Raw genomic sequence first — 14,383 nt, forward strand, 5'->3', positions numbered from 1 at the left:
GCCAATCCGTATCGTCACTCAAGAGGTCGGCAAACAGGTTTGCATTGTCGCACCGTGCCGCTCGCGAAGCTCGCGCCCTATTCCGTCCCCATCCTTGGAAGCCGTAGCGTCATTCAAGCATTATATCGATGATGCCGAACTGGCTGCGTGTCAGTTTCCTCCTGTCGTCAAGAGGGCGGGTAGAAAGGATATTGAGCGCCCTGCTACGTGGGTTTAGCGTCAGGCTTTTTTGCCATCGGCATAGGTGGCCAGTTTTGCGGCCTCGTCCAGAAGCGCCGCGACCAGCGGCACGTGCGGCTCGCGCCGTGTGGCGACCATGCCGACGATGTGGCTGGCGTCCGGCTCGACGATCGGAATCGCCCGGATCGGCTCGGAAAAGCCGAATGTCTCGGCCAGGTTGAGCGGCATGATCGAGGCCCATTTGCCGGTACGTATGTGGGAAAACAGCACGATCATCGAGTTCGATTCCAGCGTCGGCCGCGACACGGTGCCGGCCTCGGCCAGATGATGGTCGATGATGCGCCGGTTCTGCATGTCGGGGGTGAGCAGGCACAGCGGCAGTTCCGCGACCTCGGCCCAACTCACCTGGCTTCGATCCGACAGCGCGTTGCCGACGGCGGTGATCAACTGATAGCGCTCCGAATAAAGCGGCACCGAAGTGACGTTGCCGAGCGGCTCGTTGTCGAGATAGGTGATGCCGACATCGATGTCGAAATTGCCGAGCAGCGACAGCACCTCGATCGAGGTGCGCGACAGCACCGAGAAGCTGACGCCGGGATGGCGCTCGCGAAACGGCGTGGTGATGCGCGCCACCATGGCGAGCGCGGTCGGAATGGCGGCGATGCGGATGCGGCCCGACAGACCGTTGCGCGCCGCGCGCATCTCCTCGCGCATGGCGCGCGCGTCGCCGACGATGCGGCGCGCCCAGCCCAGAACCTGCTCGCCCTCGGCCGTCAGGCCCTGGAAGCGCGAGCCGCGCTTGACCAGCATCACGCCGAGCTGGTCCTCGAGCTGCTTGACGGCGGCCGACAGCGTCGGCTGGCTGATGCCGAGCGTCTCCGCCGCGCGGCCGAAATGCTGTTCGCGGGCGAGGGCGATGAAGAATTCGAGCTTGTCGATCATGACCGGACATTACCCCTCCCTACGCCGGCGCGCCACTCGCCGCGCCGGCCGGGGCGTTCAATCGCCGGGTTTCTTCTTGCCCGACAGCAGCGCGTAGATCGCCATCGAGTGGCCGTGGCCGAGCCCGAACTCGGCTTTCAGCCATGAGACGATCTGGCCCGCCTTCACTGCCGGCTTGAGCAGCGGCCCGTCCATCAGGCCCTTTTCTTCTGCCATCCGGTAAAAATCGTCGGGGCTCTTGCCGGTCTTTTTCTCGATCGTGTCGAGATAGGCCTGGAAGGACATCGATATGGCTCCGTTTATCGGCTCAGCCCTTTGCCGCGGCTTCCAGCGCCGCCACGTCGAGCTTGACCATCCCCATCATGGCGGCGGCGACGCGCCCGGCGGCGTCCCGGTCGGGACCCTGCATGAGACGCGGCAGCGCCTCGGGGACGATCTGCCAGGCAAAGCCGTATTTGTCCTTGACCCAGCCGCATTGGACCGCGCGCCCGCCATCGGCGCACAGCCTGTCCCAATACGCGTCAACCTCCGCCTGATCGGCGCACAGCATCTGCAAGGAGACGCTGTCATTGGGCGTGGCGTCGGGGTGGGCGCCGCCGTTGAGGCACACGATGCGGTGGCCCTCGATGACGACTTCCGCCGTCAGGACCTGGCCTTCCTTCGTATAGGGTTCACCGCCGCCGGGCGCCCTGGCGATCGCGCCGAGCTCGGCCCGGCGGAACACCGAGGCATAGAAGCGGGCGGCTTCCTCGGCCTGGCTCTCGAACCACAGCCAGGTGCTGATCCTGCTTTCCATGTCACTCTCCCATTTCCGTGCGTTCATGTCTGCGCGCAATTGATCATCCACGCCGTGCCGTAGCGGTCCTTCACCATGCCGAACTTCTTTGCCCAGAAGGTGGGCGCGAACGGCATGGTCACCGTGCCGCCGTCGGCGAACGCGTCGAAGATCTTTTCGGCGCGCGCCTCGTCTTCGAGCTGGATCGAGATCGACACGCCCTGCTGCTCTGCAGGCCCGAATTCCGGCGGCGTATCCGCGCCCATCAACTCGCCCGCCTCGGTGACGAGGTGGGCGTTGAGGATCTTGTCCTGCCATGCGGCCGAGACCTCGCTGCCCGCCGGGGTCTCGGCATGGGTGAGCATGGCCTCGATCCGGCCGTCGAGCACCTTGGCGTAGAATTCGAAGGCCTCGCGGCAGCGGCCGTCGAAGGAAAGATAGGGAACGAATTTCATCGCAATGTCCTTTTCGATCGTGGTGGCGGGCCGGGCCCGGTCCTTGCGTGGAAGCCGCCCGGTGGCAGGCTTTCACGATGACGACGAACGGCACGAGTGCGTTTCGACAGCAGCGGCCGATTTTTTCTCCGGCGCATGGCGGCGTGGCCGAAGCGAGCCAGTCGGCGGATTTGTCGCTCTTGGCCGGGCCGGCGATCTGTCTTATTCCAGGGTCGACGAGTTCCGGCCCGCGATCTCAGACCCAAGCGAATGCGAGAGATGTCATGAGCGTCACAAAACAAGCCGTCCTGGAAAAACTGCGCTCCATCAAGGGCCCCGATTTCGAGGGCGATATCGTTTCGCTGGGGCTGGTGTCGGAAATCTTCGTCGCCGACGGCAAGGTGTTTTTCTCCATTACGGTTCCCGCCGAGCGGGCCCAGCAACTCGAACCGTTGCGCGCCGCCGCCGAGCGTGCGGTCAAGGCGATGCAGGGGGTAAACGGGGCGGTGGTCGCGCTGACGGCCGAGCGCAAGGGCGGCGGCATGGAACGCGCGCCGGCGCCGCGCCCGGCCCCGCCCCCGCAGGCGCAACGCCCGGCCGCCGCGCCGCAGGGCGCACCCGCGGGACGCCAGCCCGGCAAGCGCGAGGTTCCAGGCATCGGCGCCATCATCGCGGTCGCCTCGGGCAAGGGCGGCGTCGGCAAATCGACCACGGCCGTCAACCTGGCGCTCGCCCTCAAGGCGGCCGGTAAGCGCGTCGGTCTGCTCGACGCCGACATTTACGGGCCGTCCATGCCCCGCCTGCTCGGCATTTCCGGCAAGCCGGAGACCGTCGACGGCAAGATCCTGAAGCCGATGGAGAAATACGGCCTCAAGGTGATGTCGATCGGCTTCCTGGTCGAGGAGGAGACGCCGATGATCTGGCGCGGTCCGATGGTGGTGTCGGCGCTGACCCAGATGCTGCGCGAGGTTGCCTGGGGCGAACTCGACATCCTGGTCGTCGACATGCCGCCCGGCACCGGCGACGCGCAGCTGACCATGGCCCAGCAGGTGCCGCTCGCCGGCGCCGTCATCGTGTCGACGCCGCAGGACTTGGCCCTGATCGACGCCCGCAAGGGGCTGAACATGTTCCGTCGGGTCGACGTTCCCGTGCTCGGCATCGTCGAGAACATGAGCTATTTCATCGCGCCCGACACCGGCAAGCGCTACGACATTTTCGGTCATGGCGGCGCCGAGGCCGAGGCCGGCCGGCTCGGCGTGCCTTTTCTCGGCGCCGTGCCGCTGGAAATGGCGATCCGCGAGACGTCGGATGCCGGCGCGCCGGTGGTGGCGAGCGAGCCGGACGGCCCCCACGCCGAAAAATACCGCGCGATCGCCGAGGCCGTCCTGGCCGGCATGAGCGCCGAAACCCAGCCGGTTCCCGATATCGTCTACGAATAGGCGACCGGTTCGCTTCGCGGCGCAAAGGGCCGGGCGGCAAGCGCTCGGGATATCCGCGGTGGAATCGTGCAATCGGATTTGCTAATCAAAACCCTGCGTTGTCCTTCGGGACACGTCGTGGGGCACAGATGATTGTTTGTTTCTCGGGCAGGCCGGGCTTGGCGGCGCCTGTCGAACGCGGATTGAAGGGGGCGGGCGTGTCCGTCGTTTGCGTGCACGCGGCCGCGATCGGGGGGCGCGAGTGAGCAGCCGGCAGTTCACGCGGCAGGTGGCGACGATCGTGTCGATCGACGCGGCCGGATTCTCGCGCCTGATGGGCATGGATGACGAGGCCGCCGTCGCCGCCTTCGAGAGCCATCGCGACATCATCCGCGACTGCTGCGCGAGCCATGGCGGGCGCATGTTCGGTCCCGCCGGCGACAGCATGATGGCCGAATTCGGCGCCCCGGTCGACGCGCTCCTGGCCGCGATCGAGTTCCAGCGGCGCATCGCCAGTGCCAATCAGGAGGTGCCCGAGGCCGGGCGGATGGCGTTTCGCGCCGGGATCAATACCGGCCAGGTGATCGTCCGCGACGAAAGCCTTTATGGCGACGACGTCAACATCGCCGCGCGGCTGCAGGAAATCGCGCCGGAGGGCGGCGTGGTGGTGTCGGAGACGAGCTGGCACCATCTGCGCGGCGTGGCGGCCGTCCGCTTCGCCGATCTGGGCGTGCAGGAGTTTCACAATATCCTGCTGCCGGTGCGCGCCTTCCGCGTCGACCGGCCCGACGCGGGCGCCGTGAACGAGACCGACCGAACGGTAGAGGCGCTGCCCGCCTCGGCGTTCTCCTTCTTCCGTGCCGACGGCAAGGGCGGCCCGCCGGCGATCGCGGTGCTGCCGTTCCGCATCGAGGGCGGCGCCCCCGAGATCGGCTACATGGCCGAGGGCATCGCCGAGGATATCGTCGTCGGCCTGTCGAACACGCGCTGGCTGCCGGTGATTTCGATGAATTCCAGCCTGCAGTTCAGGGACGAGGCGGTGTCGCCGGAGGCGGCCGGCCGCGCGCTCGGCGCCCGCTATGTCGTCACCGGGACGATCGCGCGCGCCGGCGACATGCTGCGGGTGCGCGTCGCGCTCGACGACGCCTCAACCAACCGCACCATCTGGTCGCGCCGGTTCGACCGCGAGCTTGCCGACATGTTCGCCATGCAGGCCGAGATCGGCAACGAGATCGTCGCTATGCTGGAAAAGGAGGTCGACCGCGTCGAGCAGGCGCGCACCTTCCGCATCCCCTGGGAGGGGCTGGAGAGCTGGCAGCTCGTGCGCCGCGGACGCTGGCACATGCAGCGCCGCACGCGCGAGGACACCGCGCTGGCGCTAGATTTTTTCGAAAAGGCGCATGAGCGCGACCGCAACGCCAGCACCGTGCTGAACGAGCTCGCCTGGTGGTATTTTTGGCGTTCCTGGCTGAATTTCGGCGATGGCGGCGAGTATCGCGAGGATCTGGCCCGGGTCGAGGACTATTCTCGCAAGGCGCTCTACATGGACAGCCAGGACGCGCGGCCGCACGCCCATCTCGGCATCGTCGACATCATGCTGGCGCGGCCGGCCTCCGCGCTCGAGCATTTGTCGGAGGCGCTGCGCATCAATCCCAGCTTCGCCTTCGCGCGTTCGGCCATGGGCAGTGCGCATCTGCTTCTGGGCGAGCAGAAACGCGCGATCCCGCTTTTCCTCGACGCCGACCGGCTGAGCCCGTTCGACCTCTACCGGTTCCACAATCTCGGCGAGCTTGCCGCCGCTTATTGCTTCGACGAGGATTGGCGGGCGGCTGCGACCGCGGCCGACCGCTCGCTGTCGCTGGCGCCGTCCTACTGGTATGCGCGCTTCCTGAAGATCGTGGCGCTGGGCGCGCTGGGCGAAGGCGCCGCCGCGGCGGCGGAACACGCGATCCTGTTTGCCCGCCACCCGCAATTTTCGACCACGCGCGTGGAATGGGTCCCCTACAGCCGGCCCGAGCTCAACCGGTTCCTGATTGCGACCTACGAGCGCGCTGTCGCGCAGTGCGAGCAAGAAGAGCGCTAGACGGTCGGCTTATGTGAAGCGTCTCACTTACAAAGGGCGCGGCATCATCCCACTGCTAGGATCGCGGCCATATGCGGGAAACGGGATGTTCCGGACAAAATATCATGACGGCGTGCGGGCGGCGCAGGCGGCGCAGCGTCCGGTAGGCGAGATGCCGCCCTTCGATCCCGAGCGCCTGCGCGGCACCGGGCCGATCGCGCGAGCGGTGTCGGCGTTTCTGGAAAATCCGCGACCGGCCGCCCGTTTCTTCCGGCGCTATTGGCCGATCCTGTCCTTGGGCAAGACCGTCATCCTGTTCAAGAACGCCGATGTGCGCGAGGTCCTGGAGCGCCAGGAGGATTTCGAAACCCCGTTCGGCCCGGAAATGACGGAAATGGCGGGCGGCGCCAATTTCGTCCTCGGCATGCAGGACGGCGCCGAATACCGGCGCGTCAAGTCCGCGCTGCTGTCGGCTTTTCCGCCGTCGGAGGTCGAAGCCGTCGTGCGCCCGATCGCGGCCCGCCACAGCGCCGAGGTCATGCGCGCCGCCGTGCCGGGCTTCGACGTTGTCGACCGGATGCTGAAAATCGTGCCGGTGCGGATCTGCCGCGACTATTTCGGCCTGGCGATCGAGGACGAGACCGCCTTTGCCGACTGGGCGATCGCGCTGTCGTCGCTGTTTTTCGCCGACCCGACCGGCAGCGCCGGCACGCGCGAGCTCGCCGTCGTGGCATCCGCGCGCATGCTGGAGACAATCGACCGCTCGCTGGCGCGCGTGCGGGCCGGCCACGGCCCGAGCGACACGCCGCTCGCCCGGCTGGTCGCCATGCGCGACGCGGACCCGGCCGCACTCAGCGAAGACGAAATCCGCTCGGTGATGATGGGCATGATTGCCGGGTTCACGCCGACCAATCTGCTTGCCTCCGGCAACGCGCTCGACGTCGTCTTGACGATGCCGGAGGCGCGCGCGGCGGTCGAGGCCGCGCTTGCGGCCGGCGACGACGCCGCGCTGACCCGGGCCATCGACGAGGCGATGCGCTTCAAGCCGATCAATCCCGGTCCGTTTCGCATCGTGCCGCGCGACACGGTGCTGGCCAAGGGCAGCCGGCGGCAAAGGACGCTCAAGGCGGGCACCACGGTCTGGCCCTGGACCGTGTCGGCGATGTTCGACGAGGACGATGTCAACCAGCCGGACCGGTTCGATCCCGAGCGGCCGCAGCGCAATTCGCTGGTGTTCGGGCACGGCATTCACTGGTGCGTCGGCGCCGCGCTCGCCAGGGTCCAGATCGGCGAGGCGTTTCGCGCCCTGTTTTCCAGACCGGGCCTGCGCCGGGCAGCGGGCGCGCCGGGCCGGCTTGCGCGCCGCGGCGCCTTTCCCGAAAGGCTGTGCGTGGAGTTCGACGTCCCGGCCGAAGCGCGCCGTGTCGAGCATGCCTTCGTCACCATCGCCGTGCCGGTCGCCGGCACCGTCGCCCCCGCGCGGCTGCGCGCCATGGTCGACGCGCTCGGCAATCCGGCCGGCGGCGAGATCCGCGCCGCCCTCGACGGGACCGGCCTGGTGCATTTCGCCAGCCTGTCGGTGATCGGCAAGGCCGATCAGGCCAGCGAGCGCCCGGACGAACCCAGCCACCTGGTGCTCGAATTTTCCGCCGACGGACCTGAGAAAGCCGCGATCGCGGCCGTGGCCGACAAAGCCGGTCCGTGGCTGCGGCCGATCTTCGAGGCCGCCGGCGCGCTCGACGAAAGGGCGGATTTCGCCGACCTGCTGCACCGGCATTGCCTGGCCGTCTCGCCGGCGCCGGGCGACGTGGCCGGGCTTTGCTTCACCGGCACGCCCGGCCATTCGGTACGCCGCATCCTGGCCGAGGAGGATCTCTCAACCGAGGTGAACGAGATCGTCTGCGCCCAGCCGGCCGGCCCGGGCGACAGCGCGCTCGACCGTCTCGACGCGGTGCGGCGGGCGCTGGCCGACAGGGGCGGCTACGACTGGGCTTTCCGGGCCGCCCCCAGCGGCCTCGACGCGCCGGTCGGTAATGTGTGGGACATGGTGCGCAAGACCGTTCTGGCGCCGCGTCCGCTCGCCGCTGTCGCCGCCGCGTTCGTCATCGTGTCCGCCGGTATCCTGTTCTTCGCCTTCCAGGCGCCGTTCGACGGTTTTTTCCGGGGACTGTTCTCCATCCTTGCCGCGCTGGCTGTCGGTCTGATTGCCCTGTGCGCGCTGGTCGGCCTGCCGGCCGCGTTCGCCTATTGGCGCTTCCGCCGCCTGGAGCGGGAAACGCCGATCGAGGCCGGGCCGCTGCCGCGCGAGCGTTTCGAGCCGATCGTGGCGCGCGAGGATCACGGCGTGCAGAACCACCTCGCCGCGATCTCGGTGATGAAGCCAGGCCGCCTGCGCCGGCTCGCCCTGCGGCTCGCCTTCTTCACCATCCTGCAATTCGTGCGGCATGTGTTCGCGCCCGGGCGGCTCGCCGATATCGGCTCGATCCACTACGCGCGCTGGGTGCTGCTGCCGGGCACAGACAAGCTGCTGTTCTTCAGCAATTACGGCGGCAGCTGGGGCAGCTATCTGGAGGACTTCATCACCAAGGCGGCGAAGGGGCTGACGGGGGTTTGGAGCAATACGGCCGGTTTCCCGAAGGCGAACAATCTGTTCTTCGACGGCGCGACCGACGGCGACCGCTTCAAGCTGTGGGCGCGGGCCCAGCAGATCCCGAGCCTGTTCTGGTATTCGGCCTATCCCACGCTCACCACCGGCGCGATCCGCCGCAACGGTGCGATAAGGCACGGCCTGGCCAGCGCGCGCACCGACAGCGAGGCCGCGGCCTGGCTTGCCCTTTTCGGCTCCAAGCAGCGGGCCGCCGGCGGACTGGAGACCGAGGACATCCAGTCGATCCTGTTCGGCGGCATGGGGCGGCTTTCCGAAGCCCGCCTGGTGGCGCTGCGCATGCCCGCGCGCATGCCCGATGCGGCCAGGCGCGACTGGCTCGACCATCTTGTGCGCAACACCGCCTTCGGCGCCGCCGAGCCGACCGAGGCGGCGATGGTCAGCGCGTTTGCGCCCGGTGGTCTGGTCAAGCTCGGCCTGACCGGGCTCGGCGACGGGCTTCCGGCCTCCTTTCCGACGGTCTTTCGCCAAGGCATGGCCGACCCGCATCAAAGCCGGGTGCTGGGCGATATCGGCGACAATGCACCGGAGCGGTGGGAATGGGGCAGTCCCGACGCGCCGGTCGACGCGGTGCTGGTGCTTTATGCCGACACGCCGGACCGGCTGCAGAAAAATGGCGACGCGTTGCTGAAACTGTCGCAGGCGGCCGGCATGGAGACGGTCATCAGCCTGGCGCTGGCGATCGAGCGCGACGACAAGGGAAAGCCGATCGAGCATTTCGGCTTTCGCGACGGCATCTCCCAACCGGTTATCGCCGGCACGCCGCGCGCGCTGCGCGCCGCCGCCGCGCAGCACCGGGTCGCCGCCGGCGAGTTCATTCTCGGCTATCCGGACGAACTCGGCCGATGCCCGCCCTCACCGGTGCTCGGCGCCGGGCTGGACGCACGCGGCCGCCTGTCGGGTCACGAGCGTGCGGCCGGCGCCGGCGAGGATCCGCAATGGCGCGATTTCGGCCGCAACGGATCGTATCTCGTTATTCGCCAACTGGCCCAGAATGTCGACGCTTTCGAGAAGTTCTGCCGCGATACCGCGCGCGCGCTCGGGCGCGGCGAGATCGGCGGCCGGCCGGCGCCGGAATGGGTCGGCGCGAAACTGCTCGGCCGCTGGAAGGACGGCACCTCGCTGATCAGCCAGCCGACATGGCGCGCGGGGAAGGAGCCCGACAACGGCTTCCTGTTTGCCCGTGACGATCCGCAGGGACGCCAATGCCCGTTCGGCGCCCATATCCGCCGTTCCAATCCGCGCGATTCGCTGGGGGCGAAGCCGGAAACGCAGATCCAGATCTCCAAGCGTCATCGCATCCTGCGGGTCGGGCGGACCTACGCCAGAAAGGCCAAAGGCGGTAAAAAAGCCGACAAGGGCATGGTGTTCATGTGCTTGAACGCCGACATCGAACGTCAGTTCGCCTTCATCCAGCAGACCTGGGTGAACAATCGCGGCTTCGAGAGCCTGCGCGAGGAGGCGGACCCGCTGGTCGGCAATGTGGCCGGCGCGGGCTGTTTCACGATCGCCGGACCGGACGGGCCGCTGCGCTTGAACGGGCTGAGTGCCTTCGTGACCGTGCGCGGCGGCGGCTATTTCTTCGTGCCGGGCAGGCGGGCGCTGCGCTACCTGCTTTGGCAGACATAGGGCCAAGCGCTTCGCCCCGGGCAGCGTCCGCCGGCACGCCGGCGTCAGCCGTCCGGCGCCGAGCCGAGCTTTTCCAGCACGGCATGGTTCACAACCTTGAGCCCGCCGCGCCGGATTTCGATCACGCCGAGGCGGCGCCAATCGGTCAGCGTCTTGTTGATCGATTCCCGCGTCGCGCCGAGAAACTCGGCCAATTCCGACTGCGAGATGCCGATCCAGCCGGTCTCGTCCTGGATCAGTTCGCACAACAACAAAAGCCGTTTGGCCAGCCGCGCCTCGATCTTTAGCAGGGCCTGGTCGCCCAGCTCCGCGCTGACCCAGCGCAGCCTGGCGCACAACACGCCGATCATGGCGCTGGCGAGCCGGGGATGGGCCTCGATGCGGTCGAACAATTGCCGCCGCGACACCGACACCAGGGTGGCTTCCGTCAGGCAGGTCGCGGTGGCCGTGCGCAAACCGCCGTCGAGCGCGCCGATCTCGCCGATCAGGCTCTTTTCGGTCTCGATATTGGCGACCAGCTTGCGCCCGCCTTCGGAATAGATCGCGATCTCGATCGTGCCGTCGATGACACCGTAGACCCGGTCGGCCTCGTCGTCCTGCATGAACAGGTGGTGACCGGCGTTGACCCGCTCCTGCGGACAGCCGTCGAACAGCGCTGCGAACAATTTTTCCTCCAGGCGGACCTGTTGCTGCTCGCCCGCCGACCTATCCATCAGTTCACTTGCCATACCCATACCCACCCGGTATCCGCCGCCATGCCGGATCGCTTCTCTCGGCGGGGCGCTTTCTAGCGAGGCCGTCGCCTAAAGCGAAATTGATCGCGGGCGCGCGACATGTAAACTGGCGCGAGCCCTGCCGGCCGGCGGATCCAGGAGAACCAACCCGATGAGCGACGCACCAGTATTGCATGAACAAAAAGACGGTTACAGCGTCATCACGCTCAACCGGCCGGATCGTTTGAACGCGTTTAACGAATTGCAACACCAGCAATTGCGCGCGGCGCTCGACGCCTGCGAGGCCGATGCCGGCTGCGGCGCGATCGTCCTGACGGGCGCCGGCCGCGGCTTTTGCGCCGGCCAGGACCTTTCGGACCGCGATCCGACGCTGATCGGCGACAATCCCGACCTCGGCAAGACGCTGGAAACCTTCTACAATCCGCTGGTGCGCAAGATCAGGGCGATGCCCAAGCCCGTCATCTGCGCCGTCAACGGCGTGGCCGCCGGCGCCGGCGCCAATATCGCGCTCGCCTGCGACATCGTGATCGCGGCCAAGTCGGCCAAATTCATCCAGGCTTTTTCCAAGATCGCGCTGATCCCCGACGCGGGGGGCACCTACTGGCTGACCCGGCTGGTGGGCGAAGCGCGCGCCAAGGCGCTGGCGCTGACGGCGCATCCGCTTACCGCCGAAGACGCCGCCGACTGGGGCCTGATCTGGCGGGCCGTCGACGACGAGCATCTGATGGCGGAGGCGACCCGGCTCGCCGAGGGTTTCGCCGGCGGACCGACCCACGCCTATGCGCTGACCAAGCAGGCGATCCATGCCGCCTCGACCAATTCGCTCGACGCGCAGCTCGACCTGGAGCGGCAATTGCAGCGCGAGGCAGGCCGCTCCGACGACTACAAGGAAGGCGTGAGCGCCTTCCTCGAAAAGCGCCCGGCAAATTATCGGCGCAAGGCGGGATAGGGCGTGCCGGCGGCCAACGCCGGTCTGTGCCGGGGCGGGGCCTCCGCATGGATATCTGGCGCCGCAAACCGAAACGGCCCGCGCGGAGGCTGCGGGCCGTCCGGTCGTTACGGGCTCTATCGCGTCAGGACTTGCTGACCTGCTCGTTCAGATTGGAAAAAAACTGTCCGGCGAGCTTTTTCGACGTCGACATGATGAGGCGGCTCCCGAGCTGGGCGATCTTGCCGCCGACATCGGCGTTGACCTTGTAGGTCAACAGCGTCTCGTTCGGGCCTTTCTCGACCAGTTCGACATCGGCGCCGCCCTTGGCGAAGCCGGCGATGCCGCCCTTGCCTTCGCCCTGGATCGTGTAGGAATGCGGCGGCTTGAGGTTCTTCAACTCGACCTCGCCGGAAAATTTCGCCTTGATCGGCCCGATCTTCAGCGACACGGTCGCCGCCATCTCGGTGTCGGACTTCTTTTCCAGGCTTTCGCATCCCGGGATGCTGGCTTTCAGCACGTCGGGATCGTTGAGTGCCTTCCACACCTCGCCGATCGGAGCCTCGATCGTCTCCTCACCTTCCATATTCACGGCCATGAATGTCTCCCTTACTCTCGGCGTTCGACCTAACCCAGTCGCCCGCGCGTGTCCATCGGCATGTGGTCGCGGACCCGCGCGCATATCCTTGCCGCCGCCGGCCCCTTGCACTAACCATAAGCCGATCACGATGGGAGGGCGCGATGACGGACAGGGCGAACGGTCACCGGCGGCAGACGACCAGGCTGCGTTCCCAGCAATGGTTCGACAATCCCGACGATCCCGGCATGACGGCGCTTTATCTCGAGCGCTATCTCAATTACGGCCTCACCCGCGAGGAACTGCAATCGGGCAAGCCGCTGATCGGCATCGCCCAGACCGGCTCCGATCTGTCGCCCTGCAACCGCCACCATATCGAGCTGGCCAAAAGGCTGCGCGCCGGCATCGAGGCGGCCGGCGGCATCCCGCTGGAATTTCCGGTCCACCCGATCCAGGAGACCGGCAAACGCCCGACCGCGTCGCTCGACCGCAACCTCGCCTATCTGGCGCTGGTCGAGGTGCTCTACGGCTATCCGCTCGACGCGGTCGTGCTGACGATCGGCTGCGACAAGACCACCCCGGCGCTCTTGATGGCCGCGGCGACCGTCAACATTCCCGCGATCGCACTGTCGGTCGGCCCGATGCTGAATGGCTGGCACAAGGGCCGGCGCACCGGTTCTGGCACGATCGTGTGGGAATCGCGCGAGCGGCTGGCGGCCGGCGAGATCGACTATGACGAGTTCATGGAGATCGTGGCCTCGTCCGCGCCCTCGGTCGGCTATTGCAACACGATGGGCACGGCCACGACGATGAACTCGCTCGCCGAGGCGCTCGGCATGCAGCTTCCCGGCTCCGCCGCCATTCCCGCCCCCTACCGCGAGCGCGGCCAGATCGCCTACCAGACCGGCCGGCGCATCGTCGCCATGGTCGAGGAAGACTTGAAACCGTCCGACATCATGACGCGGGCGGCGTTCGAAAACGCGATCGTCGTCAATTCGGCGATCGGCGGATCGACCAACGCGCCGATCCACCTCAACGCGATCGCCCGCCATCTGGGCGTGCCGCTCGACAATGACGACTGGCAGGCGCTCGGGCACGAGATCCCGCTTCTGGTGAACCTGCAGCCGGCGGGCGACTATCTCGGCGAGGACTACCATCACGCCGGCGGCGTTCCCGCCGTGGTCGCCGAGCTTGTGAAGGCCGGCCTGCTGCCGCATCCCGACGCCGTGACCGCCAACGGCCGTTCGATCGGCGACAATTGCCGGGCGGTCGAAACGCTCGACACGGACGTCATCCGCCCGGCGGCGCGGCCCTTGAAGACGGCGGCCGGGTTCATCAATCTGAAGGGCAATCTGTTTGCGTCGGCGATCATGAAGACCAGCGTGATTTCCGACGAGTTCCGGGCGCGCTACCTGTCGGACCCGGACGACCCCGACGCCTTCGAGGGCAAGGCTGTCGTCTTCGACGGCCCCGAGGATTATCATGCCCGCATCGAGGATCCGGCACTCGGCATCGACGAGCACTCGATCCTGTTCATGCGCGGCACCGGCCCGGTCGGCTACCCGGGCGCGGCCGAAGTGGTCAACATGCAGCCGCCGGCCGCGCTGTTGAAGCGCGGCATCCACGCCTTGCCCTGCATCGGCGACGGCCGCCAGTCGGGAACCTCGGGCAGCCCCTCGATCCTCAACGCCTCGCCGGAGGCGGCGACGGGCGGCGGGCTGGCGCTGTTGCGCGACGGCGACCGGGTGCGCATCGATCTCGGCAAGGCGAGCGCCAATATGCTGGTTTCCGACGAGGAACTGGAGCGCCGTCGCGCCGAGCTGGCCGAACGGGGCGGTTACGCCTTTCCCGACCACCAGACGCCGTGGCAGGAGATCCAGCGCGCCATGGTCGACCAGCTTTCAGAAGGCATGGTGCTGAAACCGGCGCTGCGTTATCGCCGGATCGCCCAGGAAATGGGCATCCCGCGCGACAATCACTGAGCCGAGCGCGGCGGCGGCCCGCAAGACCGGGCGACCTTTGCGGGCGGCGTGCGGCGC

The 14,383-nt window shown here is 67.5% G+C and carries 11 protein-coding genes; 5 read left to right on the forward strand and 6 right to left on the reverse strand.

The window, feature by feature from the left end; all coding sequences use genetic code 11:
* Positions 1-219: 219 nt before the first annotated feature.
* The 4 genes from EP380_RS00710 to EP380_RS00725 are packed head-to-tail and all read right to left on the reverse strand — an operon-like array spanning position 220 to position 2,352.
* Positions 220-1,122 carry a LysR family transcriptional regulator gene (locus EP380_RS00710; RefSeq protein WP_106572836.1) on the reverse strand — a complete coding sequence of 301 codons (903 nt, stop codon included), beginning with the start codon at positions 1,120-1,122 and terminating at the stop codon, positions 220-222.
* A gap of 57 nt (positions 1,123-1,179) precedes the next feature.
* Entirely contained in the window at positions 1,180-1,407 is a 228-nt protein-coding gene (locus EP380_RS00715) for a DUF4287 domain-containing protein (RefSeq protein WP_127595528.1), read from the reverse strand.
* Between the two features lie 22 nt (positions 1,408-1,429).
* On the reverse strand, positions 1,430-1,918 hold the full coding sequence (locus EP380_RS00720; protein WP_127595531.1) for a VOC family protein: 489 nt from the start codon (positions 1,916-1,918) through the stop codon (positions 1,430-1,432).
* Positions 1,919-1,941: 23 nt separating this feature from the next.
* The gene (locus EP380_RS00725) at positions 1,942-2,352 is read right to left on the reverse strand and encodes a VOC family protein (RefSeq protein ID WP_127595534.1); all 411 of its coding nucleotides are present in this window, start codon (positions 2,350-2,352) and stop codon (positions 1,942-1,944) included.
* Between the two features lie 263 nt (positions 2,353-2,615).
* On the opposite strand from EP380_RS00725, the gene EP380_RS00730 reads away from it, so the two are divergent.
* The 3 genes from EP380_RS00730 to EP380_RS00740 all read left to right on the forward strand — a co-directional run bounded on the left by EP380_RS00730 (position 2,616) and on the right by EP380_RS00740 (position 10,105).
* Positions 2,616-3,770, forward strand: a complete 1,155-nt coding sequence (locus EP380_RS00730; protein WP_127595538.1) for an Mrp/NBP35 family ATP-binding protein — start codon at positions 2,616-2,618, stop codon at positions 3,768-3,770.
* A gap of 241 nt (positions 3,771-4,011) precedes the next feature.
* Entirely contained in the window at positions 4,012-5,832 is a 1,821-nt protein-coding gene (locus EP380_RS00735) for an adenylate/guanylate cyclase domain-containing protein (protein ID WP_127595541.1), read from the forward strand.
* Positions 5,833-5,917: 85 nt separating this feature from the next.
* The gene (locus EP380_RS00740; protein ID WP_127595544.1) at positions 5,918-10,105 is read left to right on the forward strand and encodes a cytochrome P450; all 4,188 of its coding nucleotides are present in this window, start codon (positions 5,918-5,920) and stop codon (positions 10,103-10,105) included.
* 44 nt (positions 10,106-10,149) lie between these two features.
* On the opposite strand, the gene EP380_RS00745 is transcribed toward EP380_RS00740, so the two are convergent.
* Positions 10,150-10,818, reverse strand: a complete 669-nt coding sequence (locus EP380_RS00745; RefSeq protein WP_238719655.1) for a Crp/Fnr family transcriptional regulator — start codon at positions 10,816-10,818, stop codon at positions 10,150-10,152.
* A 172-nt stretch (positions 10,819-10,990) separates the two neighbouring features.
* Between EP380_RS00745 and paaG the strand changes: the two genes are divergently transcribed.
* Complete coding sequence (paaG, locus tag EP380_RS00750; RefSeq protein WP_127595547.1) at positions 10,991-11,788, forward strand: 2-(1,2-epoxy-1,2-dihydrophenyl)acetyl-CoA isomerase PaaG; 798 nt, start codon at positions 10,991-10,993, stop codon at positions 11,786-11,788.
* A gap of 124 nt (positions 11,789-11,912) precedes the next feature.
* Here paaG and EP380_RS00755 read toward each other — a convergent pair whose 3' ends face one another.
* Positions 11,913-12,365 carry an SRPBCC family protein gene (locus EP380_RS00755; RefSeq protein WP_106572845.1) on the reverse strand — a complete coding sequence of 151 codons (453 nt, stop codon included), beginning with the start codon at positions 12,363-12,365 and terminating at the stop codon, positions 11,913-11,915.
* Positions 12,366-12,508: 143 nt separating this feature from the next.
* Here EP380_RS00755 and EP380_RS00760 point away from each other — a divergent pair, with 143 nt between their 5' ends.
* Positions 12,509-14,326 (forward strand): IlvD/Edd family dehydratase, encoded by a 1,818-nt coding sequence (locus tag EP380_RS00760; protein WP_127595550.1) that lies wholly within the window; start codon positions 12,509-12,511, stop codon positions 14,324-14,326.
* The last annotated feature ends 57 nt before the right edge of the window (positions 14,327-14,383 follow it).

It is taken from the genome of Nitratireductor alexandrii, from assembly GCF_004000215.1.
GTDB classification, from domain to species: Bacteria; Pseudomonadota; Alphaproteobacteria; order Rhizobiales; family Rhizobiaceae; genus Mangrovimarina; species Mangrovimarina alexandrii.